At 69.2% G+C, this 22,513-nt stretch carries 21 protein-coding genes; 11 read left to right on the top strand and 10 right to left on the bottom strand.

Annotation, left to right across the window (positions count from 1 at the left end):
* Positions 1-42: 42 nt before the first annotated feature.
* From INQ48_41830 to INQ48_41820, 3 genes are read left to right on the top strand one after another with little or no spacing between them, the layout of a single operon-like run.
* The gene (locus tag INQ48_41830; protein ID QRF61900.1) at positions 43-1,830 is read left to right on the top strand and encodes an NAD(P)H-dependent oxidoreductase subunit E; all 1,788 of its coding nucleotides are present in this window, start codon (positions 43-45) and stop codon (positions 1,828-1,830) included.
* Positions 1,831-4,704, top strand: coding sequence for a formate dehydrogenase subunit alpha (gene fdhF / locus INQ48_41825; GenBank protein QRF61899.1), 2,874 nt, complete (start codon positions 1,831-1,833; stop codon positions 4,702-4,704).
* Positions 4,705-4,712: 8 nt separating this feature from the next.
* The gene (locus INQ48_41820) at positions 4,713-5,621 is read left to right on the top strand and encodes a formate dehydrogenase accessory sulfurtransferase FdhD (GenBank protein QRF61898.1); all 909 of its coding nucleotides are present in this window, start codon (positions 4,713-4,715) and stop codon (positions 5,619-5,621) included.
* Positions 5,622-5,813: 192 nt separating this feature from the next.
* On the opposite strand, the gene INQ48_41815 is transcribed toward INQ48_41820, so the two are convergent.
* From INQ48_41815 to INQ48_41770, 10 genes are all read right to left on the bottom strand, one after another.
* On the bottom strand, positions 5,814-6,563 hold the full coding sequence (locus tag INQ48_41815; protein QRF61897.1) for an aspartate/glutamate racemase family protein: 750 nt from the start codon (positions 6,561-6,563) through the stop codon (positions 5,814-5,816).
* A complete protein-coding gene (locus INQ48_41810; protein ID QRF61896.1) occupies positions 6,560-7,249 on the bottom strand; it encodes an aspartate/glutamate racemase family protein in 690 nt (229 codons plus the stop codon). Before INQ48_41810 ends, INQ48_41815 begins: the two co-directional genes overlap by 4 nt.
* A complete protein-coding gene (gene hydA, locus INQ48_41805; GenBank protein QRF61895.1) occupies positions 7,246-8,757 on the bottom strand; it encodes a dihydropyrimidinase in 1,512 nt (503 codons plus the stop codon). Before hydA ends, INQ48_41810 begins: the two co-directional genes overlap by 4 nt.
* A gap of 20 nt (positions 8,758-8,777) precedes the next feature.
* Positions 8,778-9,713 carry an N-carbamoyl-D-amino-acid hydrolase gene (locus INQ48_41800; protein QRF61894.1) on the bottom strand — a complete coding sequence of 312 codons (936 nt, stop codon included), beginning with the start codon at positions 9,711-9,713 and terminating at the stop codon, positions 8,778-8,780.
* Positions 9,714-9,758: 45 nt separating this feature from the next.
* Positions 9,759-10,445, bottom strand: coding sequence for an amino acid ABC transporter permease (locus INQ48_41795; GenBank protein ID QRF61893.1), 687 nt, complete (start codon positions 10,443-10,445; stop codon positions 9,759-9,761).
* A 21-nt stretch (positions 10,446-10,466) separates the two neighbouring features.
* Positions 10,467-11,147, bottom strand: coding sequence for an amino acid ABC transporter permease (locus INQ48_41790; GenBank protein QRF61892.1), 681 nt, complete (start codon positions 11,145-11,147; stop codon positions 10,467-10,469).
* 21 nt (positions 11,148-11,168) lie between these two features.
* The gene (locus INQ48_41785; protein ID QRF61891.1) at positions 11,169-11,918 is read right to left on the bottom strand and encodes an amino acid ABC transporter ATP-binding protein; all 750 of its coding nucleotides are present in this window, start codon (positions 11,916-11,918) and stop codon (positions 11,169-11,171) included.
* 52 nt (positions 11,919-11,970) lie between these two features.
* Positions 11,971-12,822, bottom strand: a complete 852-nt coding sequence (locus INQ48_41780; protein QRF61890.1) for a transporter substrate-binding domain-containing protein — start codon at positions 12,820-12,822, stop codon at positions 11,971-11,973.
* A gap of 266 nt (positions 12,823-13,088) precedes the next feature.
* Positions 13,089-14,003, bottom strand: coding sequence for a LysR family transcriptional regulator (locus INQ48_41775; protein QRF61889.1), 915 nt, complete (start codon positions 14,001-14,003; stop codon positions 13,089-13,091).
* 55 nt (positions 14,004-14,058) lie between these two features.
* Positions 14,059-14,700: a GntR family transcriptional regulator gene (locus INQ48_41770; GenBank protein QRF61888.1), complete on the bottom strand. Its 642-nt coding sequence runs from the start codon at positions 14,698-14,700 to the stop codon at positions 14,059-14,061.
* 382 nt (positions 14,701-15,082) lie between these two features.
* Here INQ48_41770 and INQ48_41765 point away from each other — a divergent pair, with 382 nt between their 5' ends.
* The 8 genes from INQ48_41765 (at position 15,083) to INQ48_41730 (ending at position 22,504) form a co-directional block, all read left to right on the top strand.
* A complete protein-coding gene (locus INQ48_41765) occupies positions 15,083-16,150 on the top strand; it encodes a TauD/TfdA family dioxygenase (protein QRF61887.1) in 1,068 nt (355 codons plus the stop codon).
* Positions 16,151-16,279: 129 nt separating this feature from the next.
* The gene (locus INQ48_41760) at positions 16,280-17,251 is read left to right on the top strand and encodes a tripartite tricarboxylate transporter substrate binding protein (GenBank protein ID QRF61886.1); all 972 of its coding nucleotides are present in this window, start codon (positions 16,280-16,282) and stop codon (positions 17,249-17,251) included.
* A gap of 68 nt (positions 17,252-17,319) precedes the next feature.
* Positions 17,320-18,195 (top strand): amino acid ABC transporter substrate-binding protein, encoded by an 876-nt coding sequence (locus tag INQ48_41755; protein QRF61885.1) that lies wholly within the window; start codon positions 17,320-17,322, stop codon positions 18,193-18,195.
* A gap of 15 nt (positions 18,196-18,210) precedes the next feature.
* Positions 18,211-19,350, top strand: a complete 1,140-nt coding sequence (locus INQ48_41750) for an amino acid ABC transporter permease (protein ID QRF61884.1) — start codon at positions 18,211-18,213, stop codon at positions 19,348-19,350.
* Between the two features lie 14 nt (positions 19,351-19,364).
* Positions 19,365-20,108, top strand: coding sequence for an amino acid ABC transporter ATP-binding protein (locus INQ48_41745; protein QRF61883.1), 744 nt, complete (start codon positions 19,365-19,367; stop codon positions 20,106-20,108).
* A complete protein-coding gene (gene hutC / locus INQ48_41740) occupies positions 20,109-20,894 on the top strand; it encodes a histidine utilization repressor (protein QRF61882.1) in 786 nt (261 codons plus the stop codon).
* Positions 20,895-20,917: 23 nt separating this feature from the next.
* Positions 20,918-21,688 carry an AraC family transcriptional regulator gene (locus tag INQ48_41735; GenBank protein QRF61881.1) on the top strand — a complete coding sequence of 257 codons (771 nt, stop codon included), beginning with the start codon at positions 20,918-20,920 and terminating at the stop codon, positions 21,686-21,688.
* Between the two features lie 33 nt (positions 21,689-21,721).
* Positions 21,722-22,504: an NAD(P)H-dependent oxidoreductase gene (locus INQ48_41730; protein QRF61880.1), complete on the top strand. Its 783-nt coding sequence runs from the start codon at positions 21,722-21,724 to the stop codon at positions 22,502-22,504.
* The last annotated feature ends 9 nt before the right edge of the window (positions 22,505-22,513 follow it).

Here is a 22,513-nt window from a genome sequence, read left to right as displayed (position 1 = left end):
GTTCCCCTCACCGCAGCGAAGCCTGACCGTTTCGCCGAAGCTATGACCACAGCCATGCGCCCGCTTGAACCGGTGCGACTAGCCACATTGGACGAACTTCGCGGCCGCATACGCCGCAAGAGCAAGCTGAAGGGCCGCCAGCCCGACCACGTCGCGCTCGAGGAGGTCCGGGCCCTGATCGGTCCCGCGCCCCACCGGCGCGACCTGCTGATCGAGCACCTCCATCGCCTCAACGACGAATGGCAGTGCCTGCACGACCGGCACCTGGTGGCGCTGGCGCGCGAGATGAACCTGCCGATGGCCGAGGTCTTCGAGGTCGCGACCTTCTACCATCACTTCGAGGTGCTTCGCGGCGATGACCAGCCCGCGGCGCTCACGGTGCGCGTGTGCGACGGACTGTCCTGCGAACTGGCCGGCGCGCGCGACCTGTTGCAGCGGCTGCCCGCCTTGCTCGGCGCCGAGGTGCGCGTGGTGGCGGCGCCGTGCGTCGGGCGCTGCGAACAGGCCCCGGTGGCGGTGGTCGGCCAGGCGCCCGTGGTGATGACCCGGGCCGAAGATGTCGCGGCCGCCGTGGGCAGGGATGCGAAGAAGCATCCGCTGCCCGCCGACGATGGCGTCTTCGACGCCGCGGCGGCCGGACCCGGCGCCATCACGTCCTCTCCCGACGACACCGCGCCGGCCTATGTCGGCTACCGCGCCTACCAGGCGCGCGGCGGCTACGCCCTCGCGGCCGCGGTCGCCTCGGGTGCCAGGCCGGCCGACGACATCCTGAAGGCGATGACCGACTCCGGCCTGCGCGGCCTCGGGGGCGCGGGTTTTCCCGCGGGGCGCAAGTGGGGCATCGTGCGCCAGCAGATGGCGCCGCGCCTGATGGCCGTCAACATCGACGAGGGCGAGCCCGGCACGTTCAAGGACCGGACCTACCTCGAGCGCGATCCGCATCGCTTCCTCGAGGGGCTGCTGATCGCCGCGACGGTGGTCGGCATCGACGCCTGCTACGTCTACCTGCGCGACGAATACCACGGTTGCCGCGCCATCCTCGAGCGCGAGCTCGCGTTGCTGCAGGCGAATCCGCCCTACGAGCTGCCGCGCATCGAGCTGCGGCGCGGCGCGGGCGCCTACATCTGCGGCGAGGAGTCCGCGATGATCGAGAGCATCGAAGGCAAGCGGGGCGAACCGCGCATGCGCCCGCCCTACATCGCCCAGATCGGGCTGTTCGGCCGGCCGACCCTCGAGCACAACTTCGAGACCCTCTACTGGGTGCGCGACATCGTCGAGCGGGGTGCGTCGTGGTTCAGCGGTTTCGGCCGCAACGGTCGCCACGGGCTGCGATCGTTCAGCGTGAGCGGCCGGGTGCGCGAACCCGGCGTCAAGCTGGCGCCCGCCGGCATCACCCTGCGCGAGCTGGTGGACGAGTTCTGCGGCGGCATGCTGCCCGGGCACGACCTCTATGCCTACCTGCCCGGCGGCGCCTCGGGCGGGATCCTGCCCGCCCGCATGAGCGACATCCCGCTCGACTTCGACACCTTGCAGCCGCACGGCTGCTTCATCGGATCGGCGGCCGTCATCGTGCTGAGCCAGCAGGACCGGGCCCGCGACGCCGCGCTGAACATGATGCGTTTCTTCGAGCACGAGAGCTGCGGCCAGTGCACGCCGTGCCGTGTCGGCACCGGCAAGGCGGCCCAGCTGATGACGTCGGCGCGGTGGGACCACGACACGCTCGAGGACCTGAACCAGGTGATGGTCGACGCGTCGATCTGCGGCCTCGGCCAGGCGGCGCCGAATCCGGTGCGCTGCGTCCAGAAGTACTTTCCCCACGAGGTGTCCTGAATGAATGCACGCGAAGGAACGCTCCTGGCGCCCGCCACCGTCGAGTTCGAGCTCGACGGCAAGCCGGTGCGCGGCTACGAGGGCGAAACGATCCTGCAGGTGGCCGACAGGCACGGCGTGGAGATTCCGCGCCTTTGCTACACGCCGGGCTATCGCGCGGACGGCAACTGCCGCTCCTGCGTGGTCGAGATCGACGGCGAGCGCACGCTGGCGCCGAGCTGCTGCCGCGCCCCCGTCGCCGGCATGAAGGTGCAGGCGAAGAGCGAGCGCGCCCTCAAGAGCCAGAAGATGGTGCTCGAGATGCTGTTGTCGGACATGCCCGAGCAGGGCCACAAGTGGGTCGGCAACGACAGCACGCTGCAGCACGGCGAACTGAGCCAGTGGGCCGCGCGCATGGAGGTCGAGGTCCGTCCGGCCCTGGCCGCCATCGGCCGCGCCCAGCCCGCGCCGGACCTCTCGCATCCGGCCATGGCCGTGAACCTCGATGCCTGCATCCAGTGCAACCGCTGCGTGCGCGCCTGCCGCGAGGAGCAGGTCAACGACGTGATCGGCTACGCCTTCCGCGGCCACGACAGCGCGATCGTGTTCGACCTGCAGGACGGCATGGGGGAGAGCACCTGCGTGGCCTGCGGCGAATGCGTGCAGGCCTGCCCGACCGGCGCGCTGATGCCCAAGAGCCACATCGGGCCCCAGGAGGTCGACCGCAAGGTCGACTCGGTGTGCCCGTTCTGCGGCGTCGGCTGCCTGCTGACCTACAACGTGAAGGACGAGGTCATCGTCAGCGTCGACGGCCGCGATGGCCCGGCGAACCACAGCCGCCTGTGCGTCAAGGGCCGCTTCGGCTTCGACTACGCGCACCATCCGCAGCGGCTCACCAAGCCGCTGATCCGCAAGGCCGGCGTGCCGAAGGATCCCGAGGCGATCGGCGACCCCGCCGACTGGAGCCAGGTGTTCCGCGAAGCGACCTGGGAGGAGGCGCTCGAGCTCGCCGGCGGCAAGCTCAAGTCCCTGCGCGACACGCATGGCCTCAAGGCCCTGGCCGGCTTCGGCTCGGCCAAGGGGAGCAACGAGGAGGCCTACCTGTTCCAGAAGCTGATCCGCACCGGCTTCGGCAGCAACAACGTCGACCACTGCACGCGCCTGTGCCATGCCTCCAGCGTCGCGGCGCTGCTCGAGGGGGTGGGCTCGGGCGCGGTCAGCAACCAGGTCGGCGACGTCGAGAACGCGGGGCTGATCCTCGTGATCGGCTCGAACCCCACGGCCAACCACCCGGTCGCCGCCACCTGGATGAAGAACGCGGCGAAGCGCGGCACGAAGATCGTGCTGGCCGACCCGCGCATCACGGACATCGGCCGGCATGCCTGGCGCACCCTGCAGTTCCGGCCCGACACCGACGTGGCGCTGCTCAATGCGCTGATCCACACCGTGATCGACGAGGGCCTGGCCGACGCCGACTTCCTCACGCGCCGCGCGAGCAACTACGAGGCGCTCAAGGCCAACGTGCAGGGCTACTCCGCCGAGGCCATGGCACCGATCTGCGGCATCCCGGCCGAGACCATCCGCGAGGTCGCCAGGGAGTTCGCGACCAGCAAGGGCTCGATGATCCTGTGGGGCATGGGCGTCAGCCAGCACGTGCACGGTACCGACAACGCACGCTGCCTGATCGCGCTCGTGAGCGTCACGGGCCAGATCGGCAAGCCCGGCAGCGGCCTGCATCCGCTGCGCGGTCAGAACAACGTGCAGGGCGCCAGCGACGCGGGCCTGATCCCCATGATGCTGCCCAACTACCAGCGCGTGGACGACCCGGGCGTGAACGCCTGGTTCGAGAATTTCTGGGGCGCGCCGCTGGACGACAAGCCCGGCTACACCGTCGTCGAGATCATGCACAAGGCGCTCGCGCCCGACAGCGATCCGCACAAGATCCGCGGCATGTACATCATGGGCGAGAACCCCGCCATGAGCGACCCGGACCTGAACCATGCGCGCCACGCGCTGACCTCGCTCGAGCACCTGGTGGTGCAGGACATCTTCATGACCGAGACCGCGTGGTACGCCGACGTCGTGCTGCCGGCGAGCGCCTGGCCCGAGAAGACCGGGACCGTGACGAACACCGACCGCATGATCCAGATGGGGCGCCGCGCGCTGAATCCGCCGGGCGACGCGAAGCCCGACCTCTGGATCATCCAGCAGATCGCGCAGCGCATGGGCCTGCGCTGGAACTACGAAGGTCCGGAGTGCGGCGTGGCCGCGGTCTACGAGGAGATGCGCCAGGCGATGCATGCGGTGATCGAGGGCGTGACCTGGGAGCGCGTCGAGCGCGAGCAGAGCGTGACCTATCCCTGCCTGTCCGAGGACGATCCAGGCCAGCCCACCGTGTTCATCGACAACTTCGCGACCAAGGACGGCCGCGTGAAGCTGGTGCCGGCGGACATCATTCCGGCCAACGAGCGTCCCGACGCGGCCTATCCCTTCGTGCTGATCACCGGGCGCCAGCTCGAGCACTGGCACACCGGCAGCATGACGCGGCGCGCCAGCGTGCTCGATGCGATCGAGCCGATCGCCACCGCGTCGATGAATGCCGGCGACCTGCGCCGGCTCGGCGTCGAGGCCGGCGATGTCATCACCGTGAGGTCGCGCCGCGGCGAGGTGGCGCTGAACGTGCGGCGCGACGACGGCACGCCGACCGGCGCCGTGTTCATTCCCTTCGCCTACTACGAGGCCGCCGCCAACCTGCTGACCAATGCGGCGCTCGACCCGTTCGGCAAGATCCCCGAGTTCAAGTACTGCGCCGTGGCCATCACGGCCGGGGGCACGCCGCCGCCCGTGACCGGGTATGGCCGGGACAGCACGGAGGCGGAACCGGCGATCGCTTAGGATTCCGCATGCTTCCTTCCGACGACGAGTCGCTCGCATTCTCGGCAGCGCCGCTGCCGCGGCGTGCCGATGCGCCCCGGCTGAGCCACGCGCGGGGCGTGCTGCTGAAACGCATCGAGATCCTCGACCAGCACGGCGAACGCCGCGGCCTCGACATCCCGGCCGAACGGCCGCTGACGGTGTTCCTCGACAAGCGCGAGCTCGTGACCCTGATGACGCTCGGTGCCTCGCCCGAGCTGCTGGTGCTGGGCTACCTGCTCAACCAGGACCTGATCCGCGGCGCGGGCGAGGTCGAGAGCATCGACGTCGACTGGGCCGTGGAAGCGGCCGCGATCCGGACGCATGCGGGCGTCGACGACCTCGACGCCAGGACCGCGCGGCGCGTGGTCACCACCGGCTGCGGCCAGGGCACGGTCTTCGGCGACACCATGACGCAGATCGGTGCCATCCGGCTGCCGACGGCCGAGACCGCGCGCATCGGCCAGGCCACCTTGTTGCGCATCCTCGAACTCATGCGATCGCGCGACAGCGTGCATCGCCAGGCGGGCTCGGTGCATGGCTGCGCGCTGTTCCACGGCACCGAGATGCTGGTGTTCGTGGAAGACGTCGGCCGGCACAACGCGATCGACACCATCGCGGGCTGGATGGCGGTGCATGGCATCGGCGGCGGCGACAAGGTCTTCTACACCACCGGCCGCCTGACCAGCGAGATGGTGATGAAGTCCGCCCACATGGGCGTGCCGATCATCGTTTCGCGCAACGGCGTCACCGCCATGGGCCACACGTTGGCCGAGCAGCTCGGCATGACCCTGTTCGGGCGCGCGGCGAATCGCCATTTCCTCTGCTACAGCGGGGCCGACCGTTTCGATGCCGAGCCCTTGCCGCACGAGGCATCGCGCGCGCTGGCATCCGACTAGCGGGCATCCCGGCCGGCCTGTAGCGAGGCCGGCATCGTGCCTTCGCTTGGCACCGGATGAGCGATCGTCACCGACACCGAGATCGACGGCGGCGCCTCGGCGCCGTTCGACCCCTATGTCGTGGAACATTCGCGGAGGGAAGTGCCCGCTGTCCTGTGCACGCACCCGCCCGCGAAGTCCCGAAGAAACCGCCTACCTGCGCGACATGAACGCGCGAGCCGTCGCATCGGCGGGCCGCATCAGCCCGATGGCCTCGCGCGCCAGCGCATCGATCGAATCGGTCAGCACCACATCGAACTCGCCGCGCCGCGCCGCCGGCACGGCCAGCGGCAGCTCGGTGCAGCCGAGCACCACCGCACGCGCGCCTTGCCGCGCAAGCGCGCGAATGCCTTCGGCCGCGGGCGCGAAAGCCTCGTCGATGCGGTTCGCCTTCACGGCCGCGATCGCGGGCACGCACAGGCGCTGCACCTCCTCGGACGACGGCTCGATGGTCTCGTAGCCGGCGGCACGCAGGTGGCGCTGGTAGAGCCCCATCGCGATGGTCGCGGGTGTGCCGAGGATGCCGACCTTGCCCCCGGTCACGCCCTGGCGGCGCAGGTCCGCCACCACGGCCTCGACGATGTGCAGCAGGCGCGTCGGACTGGCGGCCTGCAGTTCGTCGAACCACAGGTGGGCGGTGTTGCAGGGAATGGCGATGCAGTCGGCGCCACCGGCCACCAGGGTGTCGATGCCGCGCAGCATGCCGGGCAGCGGGCTCGGCCCGTGGCCGAGATAGGCCGAGGAGCGGTCGGGAATGGCGGGGTCGTTGCACAGCAGCACCGGGATGTGCTGCTGGTCGTTGTCGGCCGGCGTGAGCTGCACCATGCGCAGCGCGAAGGCGGCGCCGGCCAGCGGGCCCATGCCCCCGAGCACGCCCAGCCGCCGCGGTGCGGCGTCGATCACGTGGCGGCTCCGTCGCGCCAGGCCCGCGCGAGCCGGGCCGAGCGTTCGGCCGCCGCCTCGCAGGGATCGATCACAGGCACGCCCACCGCGGCTTCGAGCGGAGCGCGCAGTTCGGCCATGCCGGCGCAGCCGAGCAGCACGACGTCGGCGCCGTCCTCGTCGACCAGCAGGCGCGCCGCCGCGATCATCGGTGCGAGCGCATGGGCGGCATCGCCCGACAGGTGCACCGGCAGGTCGAGCGGGCGTTCGGCCACGACGTGGTCGCGCACGCCGAGCGCTTCCCAGTAGCGCAGGTGGCGCGGGATGGCGGCACTGGCGATGGCGATCACGCCCACGCGTTCGCCGCGCGCCATGGCGGCATGCATGCCGGCCTCGCCCAGGCCGACGACCGGGCGCTCGCTGCGCGTGCGCGCGGCGGCGATGCCGGGGTCGCTGAAGCAGGCCAGCACGAAGGCATCGGCCTCGGCGGCATGCGCGGCCACGTCGTCGGCCGCGAGGCGCGCGCCCCGCTCGAAGTCGTCCTGCGTGACGATGCCCGGCGGGCCGGCGTGCGCGGTGACGCAGTCGAAGTCGCATTGCGCGGGCGGCACGGTGGCGCGGAAGGCGCGTGCCACGGCCTCGGTCACCGAGACGCTGCTGTTCGGGTTCAGCACGCGCACGCGCGGCGGGGTGGCGGTGGTGTTCATGCCTTCTCCTCGCCCAGGCCGATCAGCGCCTTCAGCACATGGCCATGCGGGCGCTGCGCGGGCGCCACCGGTGCGCGGCGCCTGAGGTCGGGCGCGCCGCGGCGCAGGTACTGGCCGCTGCCGCGCTCGGCATGCAGCGTGTCGTTCTCGATCACCACGCGGCCGCGGCTCACGACCACCTCGGGCCAGCCCTGGATGGTCCGGCCCTCGTAGGGCGTGTAGCCGGCGTTGTCGTGCAGCATGGCGGCGCTGATGGTGGTCTCGCGCTCGGCGTTCCACACCGCGATGTCGGCGTCTGCGCCCAGCGCGATCGCGCCCTTGCGCGGTGCCAGACCGTAGAGCCGGGCGTGGTTGGTGGCGGTGAGGGCCACGAACTGGTGGATGTCGATGCGCCCCTTGAGGAAGCCTTCGCTGAACAGCAGCGGCAGGCGCAGCTCGATGCCGGGCACGCCGTTGGCCATCTCCTTGAAGGTGGTGGCGTCGCCCTTGGGCAGCTTGCCGGTCTCGTCGAAGCGGTAGGGCGCATGGTCCGACGAATAGGTGGCCAGGGTGCCGTCGATCAGGCCGCGCCAGATGGCCTCCTGCGCATCGGCATCGCGCGCGGGCGGCGAGCAGCAGAACATCGCGCCCTCCAGGCCCGGACGGTCCATGTCGTCGGCCGTCAGGAACAGGTACTGCGGGCAGCTCTCGGCCAGCACGTTGGCGCCCAGGGTCTGGGCCTGGCGGATCACCTCCACCGTGTCGCCGCCGGCCACGTGCACCAGCAGCAGCGGCACGTCGACCAGCCGCGCCAGCGCGATCGCGCGGTAAGTGGCCTCGGTCTCGGCCAGCGGGTCGTGCGCCACGCCATGGAACTTGGGCGCGGTGTGGCCGCGGTCGATCAGGCGCTGCGCGATCCAGCGGATCATGTCGTTGTTCTCGGCATGCACCATCACCAGCGCGCCCTCGGCCCGCGCCAGCGCGAGCACCTCGAGCAACTGGTAGTCCTCGAGCTTCATGCGGTCGTAGGTCATGTAGACCTTGAGCGAGGTGATGCCGTCGCGGATGGCCGCGGGCAGGTCGGTCGAGAGCGTGGCGTCGTCGGGGTTGGCCAGGATCAGGTGGAAGCCGTAGTCGATCACCGCCTTCTCGGCCGCGCGCCGGCTGTAGTCGGCCAGCACCTCGGGCACCGACATCTCGCGGTGCTGGGCCGCGAAGGGCAGGATGGTGGTGGTGCCGCCGAAGGCGGCCGACACGGTGGCCGAGTAGAAATCGTCGGCGCACATCATGCCCATGCCCGAGCGCTGCTCGACGTGGCAGTGGCTGTCGATGCCGCCCGGCAGCACCCAGCGGCCGGTGGCGTCCACGTCGCGGCGGCCCGGCGGCAGCGAGCCGCCGATGGCGGCGATGCGGCCGTCGCGCACGCCGAGGTCGCCCTCGACCACGCGGCCGTCGGTGACGATGCGCCCGCCGCGGATCGTGAGGTCGAAGGGTTCTTCGCCGATCAGCGAAGCGATGGTGGTGTCCATGAGGGGTTCCGTGCGCGCGTTCAGACCAGCGGCTCGCCCGCGCCCGTGCGCTCGACGATCAGGCGGTAGTGCTCGGGGCGGCGGTGCTTGGCGAAGTTGAAGACATGCTGGCGGAAGTATTCGCCCAGCGACATGTCGGCCTTCACGCAGATCACCTCGTCGTCTTCGGTGAGCGAGCGCGCCACGATCTCGCCCGTGGGCGCGACGATGGCCGAGCTGCCGATCATGTGGTGGCCGTCCTCCGAGCCGCACTTGGCGGCCGCCGCCACCCAGATGCCGTTCTGGTAGGCATTGGCCTGCAGCGACACCAGGTGCGTGGTGGTGCGCAGGTGCACCGGCTCGTTCCAGTGGATGTTGAGCGAGGGCGTGTTGTAGCCCAGCACCACCACCTCGGCGCTCTGCAGCGCCATCACGCGGTAGGTCTCGGGCCAGCGCCGGTCGTTGCACAGGCACATGCCGAAGCGCGTGCCCATGGTGTCGAAGACGCGGAAGCCCAGGTCGCCGACCTCGAAGAACTTCTTCTCCAGGTGCTGGAACGGCGCCTCGGGCTTGTGCTCGGAGTGGCCGGGCAGGTGGATCTTGCGGTACTTGCCGACGATGGCGCCCGCGCGGTCCACGATGATCGCCGTGTTGTAGCGCGTGCCCTCGGGCGTGAGTTCGGCATAGCCGAGGTAGAAACCCACGCCGAGCGCCTTCGCCTCGTCGAACAGCGGCTGCACCTGCGCATTGGGCATGGCCGGCTCGAAGAAGCGGGCCTCGGCCTCGGCCTCGTCCATCCAGTAGCGCGGAAAGAAGGTGGTGAGCGCGAGCTCGGGGAACACGACCATCTCTGCACCGCGGCCCTTGGCGTCGCGCATCAGCTCGACCATGCGGCGCACGACCGCCTCGCGGGTGTCCGCCAGATGTACCGGGCCCATCTGGGCGACGGCCAGGCCCAGGGTACGTTTGCTTGTCATCATTGCTTCCTCAATCAGCGTTGGTGGTTGTAGTGGTCAGGCGCCTCAGGCGGCCTCGGGGTTCGGGCGGCGCTGGCGTTTCTCCAGCCGCCCCAGCAGCACGACCAGCGGCCACAGCAGCGCGAGATAGATCAGCGCGGCCAGCACGATGGGCGTGGGGTTGTAGAGCATCGATTGCGCGGAGCGCGCGGCATACAGCATCTCGGGCACCGACACCACGCTGGCGATGGTGGTGAGCTTCACCACCTCGATCATGTTGCTCACGAGGTCGGGGAACACGTTGCGCACCGCCTGCGGGATCTCCACGAACAGCAGGCTGGCCGGGCGGCCCATGCCGGTGGACAGCGCGGCCTCGCGCTGGCCGCGCGGCACCGACTCCAGGCCCGCGCGCAGGATCTCGCCGAAGTAGCTCGAGTTGTTGAGCATGAAGCCCAGCGCCACGCAGGCCATGGGCGAGAGCTCCACACCGAGGTAGGGCAGGCCGGTGTAGAGGAAGATCAGCAGCACCAGCGGCGGGAAGGCGCGGAAGAAGTCGATGTAGACCACGAGCAGCGCGCGCACCAGCCGGTTGCGGATCACGAAGCCGGCCAGCGCCAGCACCATGCCGGCCGCCAGCCCGAGCGGGATCACCCAGGCCGACAGCAGCAGCGTGTTGAGCAGGCCCTGCAGGATGTAGGGCCCGACCTCGCGCACCACGCCGAGGTTGAAGAAGTACTGGAGGATGAGTTCCATGGAGGGCTCCGTTCGGCGGCGTCAGTGGCGGCCCGCGCCATGGCGCCGCTCGATGTAGCGCCCGGCGATCACCACGGGCAGGAAGATCACGAGATAGCCGAGCGCGCCCAGCATCAGCGGCGTGGGATTGCCCGCGAAGCTGGTGGCCGAGGTGGCCTGGTTCAAGATCTCGTTGAGCGCGGCCACCGAGCCGTAGGCCGTGCCCTTGGTGATGGCGATCACGCGGTTGGTCAGCGGCGCCACCATCAGCCGGCACGACTGCGGCAGCAGCACGTGCACCATGGCCTGCGTGTGGCTCAGGCCGGTGGAGCGCGCGGCCTCCATCACGCCGCGCGGCTGCGACTCGATGCCGGCCCAGAACACCTCCTCGGAGAAGGCCGCGAGCACCAGCGTCAGCGCCAGCCAGGTCGAGGCGAAGGCGCCGAGCGACAGGCCCAGGAAGGGCAGCGCGTAATAGAACAGGATGATCAGCACCAGTGGCGGCAGCGCGCGCAGGATGTCGACCAGCGTCGACACCAGCAGCGGCAGCCCGCGCACCGGCAGGCTGCGCAGGTAGGCCAGCACGATGCCCAGCGCCAGGCCGGCGGCGATCACGGCCAGGCCCAGCTCGATCGTCACGCGCGCGCCGTCCAGCACCTGGGGCAGGTAGCGCGCGGCGATGTCGCCGTTGAAGAAGGTGAAGACGAGCTTGTCGAACTGCATGCGGCGCTTCCGGTCGGTCGCTCAGAGCGCGCGGCTGCCGATGCTGGCGATGAAGGCCGCGGTGCGCGCATGCACCGGCGCCTCGAACACCTGCGCGGGCGAGCCCTGCTCGACGATGGCGCCGCCGTCCATGAACACCACGCGGTCGGACGCCGCCTTCGCGAAGCCCATCTCGTGCGTCACCACCACCATGGTCATGCCGTCGGCGCGCAGCTCGCGCATCACCTGCAGCACGCCGCCGACCATCTCGGGGTCGAGCGCGCTGGTCGGCTCGTCGAACAGCACCAGCGCGGGCTTCAGCGCGATCGAGCGCGCGATGCCCACGCGCTGCTGCTGGCCGCCCGACAGCTGGGTGGGACGCACGCGCGCCTTGTGCTCCATGCCGACGCGCGCGAGCGCCTCCATCGCGCTGTGCTCGGCCGCGTCGCGCGCCATCTTCTTGACCTTGCGCAGCGCCAGCGTCACGTTGCCCAGCACGTCGAGGTGCGGATAGAGGTTGAAGGCCTGGAACACCATGCCCACGCGCTCGCGCAGCCGGTTCAGGTTGGCGCCGCGCGCATAGATGTCGTGGCCTTCCACGCGCACCTCGCCGCGGCTCGCGTCCTCCATGCGGTTGCAGCAGCGCAGCAGCGTGCTCTTGCCCGAGCCCGAGGGGCCGATCACCGAGACCAGCTCGCCCGCCTGCACGTCGAGGTCGATGCCGTTGAGCACGGGAACGCTGCCAAAGGATTTGTGCAGGTTGCGGACTTGCAGGAGCGGGGAGGACGTCACGGCGATGCTCGGCTTGTGGGGGACGGGGTGGACGGGAAGGGCAGGGGCGCGCTTACTTGCAGACCGGCTTGGCGCTCGTGGCCTCGTAGCCGAACAGGCCCGGGATGCCGTGGCCGGCCGGCGAGACCACCGTGGCCGAGTCGGCCGCGGGCTCGGCGCCGAACCACTTCGTGTGCAGCTTCTGCAGCGAGCCGTCGAGCTTCATGCACTTGAGCACGTTGCTCACCTGGTCGCGCCCGGCCTTGTCGTCGATGCGGAACGGAATGGCCCAGACCGAGCCGGTCTTGATGACGAAGGTGGTCTTGATCGCCGGCGTGCTCTTCACGGCCCAGGCCGAGGGCGTGACGCCCGCGAGGTTGGCGTCGCCGCGGCCCGAGATCACGGCCTGCACCGCGTCGGCGTTGGTGCCGTAGACGGCGATCTCGTAGCCGTACTGCGCCTGGTTGTTGCGCGCCCATTCCTCGGGGCCCGAGCCCTTGTTCACGGCGATGGTCTTGCCCTTGAGGTCTTCGAGGCGCTGGATGTCGTTGCGCTCCTTCTTCACGACCAGCGTGAAGTTGTTCTCGAGGTAGCCCTCGGTGAACAGCACCGACTTCGCACGCTCGGGCGACACGGTGGTCGGCGCCATCAGGAAGTCGAACTTGCCCGCGTTGAGCGCCGGGATCAGCGCCGAGTACTGCGCGCCCTCGATCTCGATGCGGCGACCCAGGCGCTTGGCGATCTCCTCGCCGAGCTCGACGTTGAAGCCCTGGTAGCCGCCGCTGAGCTTGGGGAAGGCATGCGGCGGGAAGTTGGGATCGACGCCGGTGCGCAGCGGCGCGGGCTGGGCGGCGGCGGTGCCGGCGGCACCGGCGATGAGGGCGAAGGCCAGCGGCGCCAGCAGGGACTTGAGGTGACGGAACATGGGCTTTTCTCCAGAAATAGTCGCGGTCGAAACGGCGGGATTCGCGGGGAGCGAACTGCACCGCGTTGGTGTGCGGTGGCGATGCGACGAATTATTTCGAGCGAGAAAAGCGGCGTCGATTGATGCTTTGTGCGGCGTCCTTACGCGCTGGTTAACACCTGGCCCCGGGCTGGTGCGCTGTGTTTTTGCGTGCCTATATGCGGTGCGAAGCGCATGCTATTGGGGCATTCCCTGGCTTCGAGCGCCAGGCCCAACGACAGCGGCGATCAGTCTTCCGGCGCTTGCGGCGCGGCGAGTCCGCGCTGCATCAGCACGCTGCGCAGCGTTCGCACGAAGGCTTCGGCCGCCGGCGAGAGCGGGTCGGTGCGCAGGTGCACGAGGTGCGCGACCAGCGGCTCGATGCCCTCCACCGGCAGGATGCGAAAGCGCGCGTCGGGCCAGGCCTGCAGCGAGAACTCGTCGACCAGCGCGATGCCCGCGCCCAGGTGCGTGAGCGCGCAGGCGTTCTGCGGCGAGCCCACCTCGAGCATGGTGCGCGGTGCCTCGTCGAGCGACGCGAAGAAGTGGCGCACCAGTTCGCCGAAGGGCGTGCCGCGCGGGTACGACATCAGGTCGTAGGGCAGCAGGTCCTGCGCGCCGACCGCGTTGCGCGCGGCCAGCGGATGCGTGTGCGGGCAGATGCACACGATGCGGCAGCGCGCGACCGGCATCGTGATCAGGTTCGGATGGTCCACCGCCTCGAGCGAGATGCCGAGGTCGAAGTGCCGGCTCAGCAGTCGCTCGCGCAGCAGGTCCTGGTTGAGGCACTTGAAATGCACGCGCGTCTCGGGATTGGCCTGGTGGTAGTGCGCGATCGCCATCGGCACCAGCATGTGGCCGATGCCCGGGCTCGACACCACGCTGATCAGGCCCGAGCGGCGCGCCATGAGCTCGTGCGTGAGGTCGCTGATGCGCTGCACGCCCTGGTAGACGTCCTCGACCTCGTGGTAGAGGCGCCGCGCCTCGGCCGTGGGCGACAGCCGGCCCTTGATGCGCATGAAGAGCGGAAAGTTGAGCTGGGTCTCGGTGTGCGAGAGCACCCGGCTCACGGCGGGAACGGACACATGCAGCAGGCGGGCGGCATCGCTCACGGAGCCGGTGGCCATGATGGCCCGGAACACTTCGATTTGACGCAGATTCATGGCGCGGAACTTTAGCGCTACATCGCGCCGGCCACCGGGACCGCGCCGCGCGCGCCTATTCCTGCAGCGCCGCCTGCGTGTGCTCGATGTGCTTCTCGAGCAGTTCCACCGCCAGGGGGATGTTCTTGGCGATGCAGGCCTTGAGGATCTGCGAATGCTCGGACTGCGAGGACTTGCGCCCCACCTTGTGCGACTGCAGGGCGCGCAGGTGTCGCGCGATGCCGCGCACGCTCTCCTCGATCATCTTGAGCAGCTTGTCGCGCCCGCAGGGGCGGTAGAGCGTCAGGTGGAACTCGAGGTTGAGGTCGGCCCATTCCTGCGGCGATTCGCTGCCGTCGTAGCGCGCGATGATCTCGCGCGCGGCGCGGTGGTGCGCGGGGCGCAGGTGCGGAATCGCGAGCTTGAGCGCGCGGGTCTCGAGCGCGATGCGGATGTCGAGCGCCTCGACCAGGTCCTTGATCGACTGCGACGCCACGGTCGAGCCCGCGTGGGCGCGGTGCTCGATCAGGCCCTCGGCCTCGAGCCGCTTGAGGGCTTCGCGCACGGGGATGCGACTGACGCCGAAGCGCTCGGCCAGCGCCTGCTGCTTGAGCTGCACGCCGATCCCCAGTTCGCCGCTCAGGATCAGTTGCCGCAAGGATTCCGTGACGGAATCGGCCGAGAGGATCTGCTCGCCGGTCGGTGCCTGGGCCACCATTCGAACTCCCTTGTTGTCGTCGCCATGAACTGCGGGAGATTCTACGGAAGATCCCATTTCGGATCCCTCGGGCGAGGGTGCCCGGGACATCCTGTATAGCCGGCGGCGGCCGCAGCGGTTAAAACCTAGATCCTGGATTGGATCCAATCTGGAACGCTTCTTGCTCGCCGTTTCCCCGAGTTTCGAGGGCGGCCTCCGAGGTGCCGAATGTGTGCGTTGCGCCCCACATTGGATCCAATCCTGAATTCAATCATGGAGCCATTCGTAGGTATTTGCCCTTGATTTGCCCTCGCGCCCGTTGCGTCGGAAGCGGATGGCTGCCTAACATCTGTACCTGTCTATACATCAGTAGACAAAGCCCAATCATCTTTCTGGAGAGTTCATGTCCGAGTCGAGTTATCTGAGCGGCGCCTGCGTTTGGTCGGGTGCCGAGATGGGCCACAACGATCGGTGGGTCAAGCAGTTTCCCGCCGTCGTTCTGGATCAAATCGATACTGCGTTGCAAAAGACCGAGGGCCTCGACTGGCGCAGGATCGACCGCCAGAACTTCCCGCTGCCCGATGCCAAGCCCTTCTTCGACGAGGTGCGCGAGGAACTCGAGAACGGCTCGGGCATGGTCAAGATCCGCGGCCTGGAGGTGGGGCGCTACCAGCAGGAGCAGCTGCGCCGCATCTGGTACGCGCTGGGCGCGCACCTGGGCACGCCGATGTTCCAGAACTACCGCGGCGAGGTGATGCGCGAGATCAAGGACGAGGGGATGGGCGTCGGCGCCAGGCTCTACGGCGCGACCGTCGACGAGCACGGCAAGCAGTTCCTCTCGTCGGGCGCTCGCACGCTGTCGCCGGGACAGCTGCGCTTCCACACCGACCGCTGCGACGTGGTCGGGCTGCTGTGCGTGCGCCAGGCTTCCGAAGGCGGCGTCAGCAAGCTCGCGAGCAGCGCGACCGTCTACAACCGCATCCTCGAGCGCCGGCCCGACCTGCATGCGCTGCTGTGCCAGGCGATTCCGCGCAGCCGCTTCGGCGAGGAGGCCGGCGGCGAGCACGTGGCCTACGACCTGCCGATCTTCGGCGTGCGCGACGGCAAGCTCACGAGCCACTTCTCGCTGACCTACATCGAGAACGCGCAGATGCTGCCCGGCGTGCGCAAGCTCGGCGAGGCCGAGCACGAAGCCATCCAGCTTTTGATGGCGGTGGCCGAGGAGGAGTGCTTCGAGATGCGCTTCGCGCCCGGCGACATCCAGCTGCTCAACAACCACGTGATCTACCACGGCCGCACCGCCTTCAAGGACAACGTGCAGACCGGCCAGGACCGCATGCTCATGCGCCTGTGGCTGTCGGTGCCCAACTCGCGCGCGCTGCCCGACGACCATGCGGTGCTGTGGGGCGACGTCGGCTCGGGCAAGCCGCACGGCGGCATCGCGCAGCCGGCGGCGGCGCTGCCGGCCTGAACCCGCGCCGCGCCCTGCCGGCCGCCCGGCAAGGCCCGGCCTTCGATCTCTCTTGCTTCGCTGCAGGACTCCCTTTGCAACGGGGGTGCTGCCTTTTGCAACTTGCGTGCGTTCTCTCTGGAGGTGCCTATGAATCGATGGATGCGATGGCTGGCCGTGGCGTTCCTGGTCTGCACGGCCGGCACGGCTTCGGCGCAGGACTGGCCGAACCGGCCGATCCGCTTTGTCGTGCCCTGGCCGCCCGGCGGACTCAACGACACCATCGCCCGCGCGTTCAACGACCGCGTCGGGCAGGTCTTGGGGCAGCCGGTGGTGCTGGACTTCAAGCCCGGTGCCGCGGGCCGCATCGGCGTGTCGGACGTGGCGCGCTCCGCGCCCGACGGCTACACCGTCGGCATGGGCAACCTCGGGCCGCTGACGATCCATCCGGTGCTCTACAAGCAGATGCCCAACGACGTGAAGAAGGACCTGCTGCCGATCGCGATGTTCGCCGCCTCGCCGCTGGTGCTGGTGGTGCCGGTCACGTCGCAGTTCAAGTCGGCGCGCGAGCTGGTCGAGGCGGCGCGCGCGAAGCCCGGCGCCTACAACTTCGCCTCGGTCGGGCTCGGCAGCCCCGCGCACCTGACCTTCGAGCTGGTCAACGCCAAGGCCGGCATCCAGATCGTCCACGTGCCCTACAAGGGCACCAACGAGGCGCTGCCCGCGGTCATCGCGGGCGACGTGCACGCCACCTTCGACACGCTGTCGAGCCTGCAGCCCTTCATCAAGGCCGGCAAGCTGCGACCGCTGGCCGTCACCACGGCCGAGCGCGTCGCGCAGTTGCCCGAGGTGCCGACGCTCAAGGAGCTCGGCCTGCTCGATGATCCCGTGCTGTCCTGGTATGCGCTGATCGCGCCGGCGCGCACGCCCGCCGCGATCGTCGCGAAGCTGTACAAGGCCTACGGCGATGCCGCGCAGACCCCGGAGATCCAGAAGCTGCTGGCCGCGCAGGGGCTGATCTATCTGCCGATGTCCTCGGCCGAGTTCCAGGCCGGCATCGACAAGGAGACCGCCCGCTGGGCCCGAATCATCCAGGACCACCGCATCGAAGTCACGCCCTGAACACCCCACCTCTCGCCACCCGGACCGCTTTTTTTCCTCGATTCCAACCAACCCAACGGAGCCCCGACATGACATCCCCCCAGCGCCAGCGAACCACTTCCCACGCCAGGCCGATCGCCTCGGTACTCGCTGCCCTCCTCGTGAGCGCCGCCTCGTTCGCGGCTTCCGCGGCACCGGACTACGGCAAGTGCGAAGTCACGGGCCAGCGAGGCTCGGTGAAGCTCGAGACCGTGGTGCCGGGCGCGCTGTCCGTGCGGCCCGTGCTGCCCTCGCCGGGCTGGTGGAACGGTGACTCGATCGACACCATCAAGGACGGTTTCGAGTACTGCATGGCCGCCAACATGGCCTACCGCGCCGGCCTCGACAAGGTGGTGGTGGTGAACCGCTCGTTCGCGCAGATCCTCACGGGCCAGGCGCAGGGCTTCGACATCGCGCTGAGCCAGATCACCATCACCGACGAGCGCAAGAAGGTGGTGAACTTCACCGAGCCGTACTTCAGCTCGGACCAGGGCATCCTCGTGAAGGCCGGCGTCAAGGTCGACAAGGAGAGCATCAAGAAGCTGCGCCTCGGCGTGAAGCAGGGCACGACCATCCTTGGCTACCTCGCCGACAACGTCAAGCCGGTGGAACAGCCCAAGGTCTTCGCCGAGGCGGCCGCGATGTACGCGGCGCTGGCGGCCGGCCAGGTCGATGCCGTGCTCTACGACACGCCCAACCTGCTGGCGCGCGCCAAGCAGTCGAACGGCCTGTTCGAGGTGGTCGGCCGCTACGACACCGGCGAGCGCTGGGGCGGCCTCGTCAACAAGGACTCGCAGAACATGGCGACCTTCAACAAGCTGATCGACGAGATGAAGCGCGACGGCACCTTCGCGCGCCTGGCGAACCAGTACCTGACGCCCAGCCTCGGCGCCGATCCCACCAAAGTGCCCGTCTTCAATCCCTGAGACCGAGATCCGACCATGAACAGTGCAACGCAGCAGTCCGCCGGCCTGCCTTCGCCCGTCGCGGGGCAGGAGCGCCGCCTGAACATCGGAGGCATGCCGAAGGTGCCGCTGATGCTCTTCCTCTTCGCGCTGGCGGGCGTGATCCTGGTCGTCGCGGCCAGCTGGTACACCCTGCAGTCCCTGCGCGAGGCCCTGCGAGGCAGCGCCTGGGGTGGCTGGTGGATCACGGCCGGGGCCGGGGTCCTGGCGCTCGCGTCGCTGGCCGTGGTCCGGCCGCTCGTGCGCGCCTTCCAGCGCTGCCGCGGCGTGCGCGCGGCGGCGAGCCGCATGGACATCGTGGCGGCGCGCATCGAGCGCTCCGACGCCTGCGTGCAGAGCTGGATCGCGCTCGGCCACACGCTGGCGCAGTTCCTCGTGGTGCTGGGCTTCCAGTTCCTGCTGGCCAACAACCAGGCGGTCGCCAAGACCTTCTTCCTGGTGCCGCTGATCGTGAAGACCTTCCCGCTGGTCCTCGATGCGTTCTGGGTCAACGTGAAGATCTTCCTGATCGCCGAGGTGCTGGTGCTGGTCTGGGGACTGATCGTGGCGCTCGCCATGTTCGCGCCCGGGGCCGCCGGCAAGCCGCTGCGCTTCATCGCCACGGCCTATGTCGACGTGTTCCGCTCGATCCCCGCGGTGCTGGTGATCTACCTGGTCGGCTTCGGCCTGCCGTTGACGGGCGTGCCCATCCTCAAGGACCTGTCGCTCACGACCTATGTGGTGATCGCGCTGACCCTGACGGTCGGTGCCTACGTGGCCGAGATCTACCGCGCGGGCATCCAGAGCGTGCACTGGAGCCAGACGGCCGCTTCGCGGTCGCTGGGGCTGTCGCACATGCAGACGCTGCGCTTCGTGGTCGTGCCCCAGGGCGTGCGCCAGATCATTCCGCCGCTGCTCAATGCCTTCATCGCGCTGCAGAAGGACACCGCGCTGGTCAACGTGGTCGGGGTGGTCGACTCCTTCAACCAATCGATGATCGTGGCCTCCAACTACTACAACCTGTCGGCCGCGACCACCGTTGCGCTGCTCTTCATCGTCATCTCCATCCCGCAGACGCGCTTCGTGGAGCGCATGGCCCGCCGCGATCGCGCCCGCATGCGCGCTGGCAACGCATAACCGAGTCCCCACACATGTCCTTCATCGAGATCAGGGAAATTTCGAAGTCCTACGGCGAGCTGCCGGTGCTCAACCGGCTGGCGATGGCGGTCGAGGAGCACCAGGTGGTGAGCCTGATCGGCCCCTCGGGCTCCGGCAAGTCGACGCTGCTGCGCTGCATCAACGGCCTGGAGCCCATCGACGCGGGCGAGATCCGCGTGCACGGCGACCGCATCACCGGGCCGGGCGTCGATGTCAACTCGCTGCGGCGCGACATCGGCATCGTGTTCCAGGGCTACAACCTGTTCCCGCACATGACCGTGCTGCAGAACGTGACGCTGGCGCCGATCCAGGTGCTCAAGCAGTCGAGCGCGGAGGCCGAGGACCGCGCGATGGCGCTGCTCAAGCGCTTCAGCCTCGCGCACAAGGCGAAGGAATACCCCGACCGCATGTCGGGCGGCCAGCAGCAGCGCGTGGCGATCGTGCGCGCGCTGGCCATGGACCCGATGGTGCTGCTGCTCGACGAGATCACCTCGGCGCTCGACCCCGAACTGGTGTCGGAGGTGCTCAACATCGTGCGCGACCTCGCCAACGAGGGCATGACCATGCTGCTGGCCACGCACGAGATGGGCTTCGCGCGCGAGGTCTCGTCCAAGGTCTGCTTCCTGTGCGACGGCGTCGTCTGCGAGGAGGGGCCGCCCGAGCAGATCTTCGCCGAGCCGCAACAGGACCGGACCCGTTCGTTCCTGCGCAGCATCCGAGAGGCGAAGCGCATCTAGATGAGCGACCGTGGCACTGGCCGCCCGCCGCGTTCCGACGCGCCGGCCGTCGAGGGCGGCCGTGGCATGCTAGAGGGAATGACGACGACCCTGCACGAGCGAATCAAGGCCCATGTGACGCAGGGCATCCTCGACGGCACCTGGCAACCGGGCCAGCGGCTGCCGTCCGAGCTGGAGCTGGTCACGCAGTTCGGCGTCTCGCGCATGACCGTCAACAAGGCGCTGCGCGAGCTCGCGAACGCGGGCCGGATCGTGCGCGTGGCGGGGGTCGGCACCTTCGTGGCGGAGAAGAAGCCGCAGTCCACCTTGCTGCAGATCGCCAACATCGCGAGCGAGATCCGGGCTCGCGGCCACGAGCACCGGTGGCGCGGCCTGTCGCGCGAGCGCGTGGCGGCCGCGCCCGACATCGCGGCCTGGCTCAACATGCTGCCGGGGCAGTCGATCTTCCGGCTGCAGAGCGTGCACCTCGAGAACGGCGTGCCCGTGCAGCTCGAGGACCGCTACGTCAACCCGAAGATGGCGCCGGCCTTCCTCGACCAGGACTTCTCGGACATCACGCCGGGCGAGTACCTGCTCTCGCTGGTGCAGGCCGATCTGGTCGAGCACGTGGTCGATGCCGTCATGCCGACGGCGGAGCAGGCGCGCATCCTCGAGATGAAGCCCACCGAGCCCTGCCTGCAGCTGACGCGGCGCACCTGGCTGCGCGAGGTGCCCGTGACCTGGGTGCGCTGCCTGAACCCGGCCTCGCGCTACAGCCTGGGCAGCCGGTTCCGGCCCTCGCCCTGAACCGCGCCGGGCCGGGACACACGATGCGACTCGACGAACAGGTGCAGGCGTGGCTCACGCGCACGCCGGGGCTGATCGAGACCCTGTTCGACCGGCTGCCCGACGTGCTGTTCTATGTCAAGGATCAGCAGGGCCGCTACCTCTGGGCCAACCAGACGCTGATCGACCGCGCCGGCCTGCAGGACGGCGAGAGCGTGGTCGGCAAGACCGCGGACCAGCTGTTCCCGGCCAGCGGCCTCAGCACGGTGGCGCAGGACCTCGAGGTCATCGACAGCGGCCGGCCGATGCGCGAGCTGCTGCGCATGTACCAGACCTGGCGCGGCGACCGCTACTGGTGCCTGAGCTCCAAGTTCCCGCTGCTCGACGCCGACGGCCGCATCGTCGGCCTGGCCGGGCTGTCGCGCGACCTGCCGCGCCCCAACGAGCGCCATCACAGCTACCGGCGGCTGCGGCGCTTCCTCGATTTCATCGACGCGGGCCTCGACGGACCGGTGCTGATCACCGAGGCGGCCGCCCATGCCTCGGTGTCGATGGACACGCTGGCACGCCTGGTGCTCGAGGTCTTCCACGTGACGCCCAAGCAGTTGCTGATGAAGAAGCGCATCGACAAGGCCTGCCAGCTGCTGGAGGAGACGCCGGCCTCGATCACGGAGGTGTCGGCCGCCTGCGGCTATGCCGACCACAGCGCCTTCTCGCGCCAGTTCAAGGTGGCGACGAACATGACGCCGGCGCAGTACCGCGCCGCGCGCCGTGACTATGCAGAAAACCGCAACCCGGTGCGCCGTACGTTCTAGCTGCGCCTGAGCCCGGCGCTCAGAATTCGCGGCATGAACTGCCTGATCGTTTATGCCCACCCCGAACCCGCGTCGTTCAACGGCGCACTGAAGGACGTCGCGGTCCGAGAGCTCGAGCAGATGGGCCATTCGGTGGTCGTCAGCGATCTCTACCGCATGGGCTGGAACCCGGCGCTGGGCCCCGACGATTTCGAGGGCGGGCGCGCCGACGCCGACTACCTCGATCTCTCGAAAGAGCAGGAGCATGCCTTCGCGGCCGGCACGCAGCACCCCGCGGTGGCGGCCGAGCAGGCCAGGCTCGCGGCGGCCGACTTCGTGCTGCTGCAGTTTCCGCTCTGGTGGTTCTCGATGCCCGCCATCCTCAAGGGCTGGGTCGATCGCGTGCTGAGCCGCGGCTTCGCCTACTCGGCGGGGCGCAAGTACGAGACCGGGCATTTCAGGGGCAAGCGCGCGATGCTCAGCATCACGACCGGCACGGCCTCCACCCTCTACGAGCCGAACGGCATCGATGGCGACCTCCATCACGTGCTCTGGCCGATCCACAACGGCATCCTGGCCTATACCGGCTTCACCGTGCTGCCGCCCTTCGCCGCCTGGATGCCCGCGCGTCTGTCGCCGCAGGAGCGCCAGGCCTGCCTCGACGCCCATGCCGAGCGCCTGCGCGGCATCGACCGCATCGAGCCACTGTTCTTCCATCCCTGGAGCGACTACGACGAATCGCAGCGACTCAAGCCGGGCGTGATCGCGCGCTCGGGCGTGCAGTGGAATCCGCGCGCCAGCCAGAGCTTCGAGGCCTCGGCGTCGGCCAACGCTTGACCGTCCTGT

Origin of the sequence: Variovorax paradoxus, assembly GCA_016806145.1 — a bacterium.
Lineage (GTDB): Bacteria > Pseudomonadota > Gammaproteobacteria > Burkholderiales > Burkholderiaceae_C > Variovorax.
The sequence above is the reverse complement of the archived record's forward strand: the minus strand, read 5'-3'. Positions and strand labels throughout refer to the sequence as shown.

Excerpts from the sequence above, each read along its gene's own strand:
- INQ48_41750 (QRF61884.1), top strand. The coding sequence starts at position 18,211 with ATGAACAGTGCAACGCAGCAGTCCGCCGGCCTGCCTTCGCCCGTCGCG.
- INQ48_41735 (QRF61881.1), top strand. The coding sequence starts at position 20,918 with ATGCGACTCGACGAACAGGTGCAGGCGTGGCTCACGCGCACGCCGGGG.
- INQ48_41830 (QRF61900.1), top strand. The coding sequence starts at position 43 with ATGACCACAGCCATGCGCCCGCTTGAACCGGTGCGACTAGCCACATTG.
- INQ48_41770 (QRF61888.1), bottom strand. The coding sequence starts at position 14,700 with ATGGTGGCCCAGGCACCGACCGGCGAGCAGATCCTCTCGGCCGATTCC.
- fdhF (QRF61899.1), top strand. The coding sequence starts at position 1,831 with ATGAATGCACGCGAAGGAACGCTCCTGGCGCCCGCCACCGTCGAGTTC.
- hutC (QRF61882.1), top strand. The coding sequence starts at position 20,109 with ATGAGCGACCGTGGCACTGGCCGCCCGCCGCGTTCCGACGCGCCGGCC.
- INQ48_41780 (QRF61890.1), bottom strand. The coding sequence starts at position 12,822 with ATGTTCCGTCACCTCAAGTCCCTGCTGGCGCCGCTGGCCTTCGCCCTC.
- INQ48_41820 (QRF61898.1), top strand. The coding sequence starts at position 4,713 with ATGCTTCCTTCCGACGACGAGTCGCTCGCATTCTCGGCAGCGCCGCTG.
- INQ48_41810 (QRF61896.1), bottom strand. The coding sequence starts at position 7,249 with ATGAACACCACCGCCACCCCGCCGCGCGTGCGCGTGCTGAACCCGAAC.
- INQ48_41745 (QRF61883.1), top strand. The coding sequence starts at position 19,365 with ATGTCCTTCATCGAGATCAGGGAAATTTCGAAGTCCTACGGCGAGCTG.
- INQ48_41790 (QRF61892.1), bottom strand. The coding sequence starts at position 11,147 with ATGCAGTTCGACAAGCTCGTCTTCACCTTCTTCAACGGCGACATCGCC.
- INQ48_41765 (QRF61887.1), top strand. The coding sequence starts at position 15,083 with ATGTCCGAGTCGAGTTATCTGAGCGGCGCCTGCGTTTGGTCGGGTGCC.
- hydA (QRF61895.1), bottom strand. The coding sequence starts at position 8,757 with ATGGACACCACCATCGCTTCGCTGATCGGCGAAGAACCCTTCGACCTC.
- INQ48_41760 (QRF61886.1), top strand. The coding sequence starts at position 16,280 with ATGAATCGATGGATGCGATGGCTGGCCGTGGCGTTCCTGGTCTGCACG.
- INQ48_41795 (QRF61893.1), bottom strand. The coding sequence starts at position 10,445 with ATGGAACTCATCCTCCAGTACTTCTTCAACCTCGGCGTGGTGCGCGAG.
- INQ48_41730 (QRF61880.1), top strand. The coding sequence starts at position 21,722 with ATGAACTGCCTGATCGTTTATGCCCACCCCGAACCCGCGTCGTTCAAC.
- INQ48_41775 (QRF61889.1), bottom strand. The coding sequence starts at position 14,003 with ATGAATCTGCGTCAAATCGAAGTGTTCCGGGCCATCATGGCCACCGGC.
- INQ48_41800 (QRF61894.1), bottom strand. The coding sequence starts at position 9,713 with ATGACAAGCAAACGTACCCTGGGCCTGGCCGTCGCCCAGATGGGCCCG.
- INQ48_41755 (QRF61885.1), top strand. The coding sequence starts at position 17,320 with ATGACATCCCCCCAGCGCCAGCGAACCACTTCCCACGCCAGGCCGATC.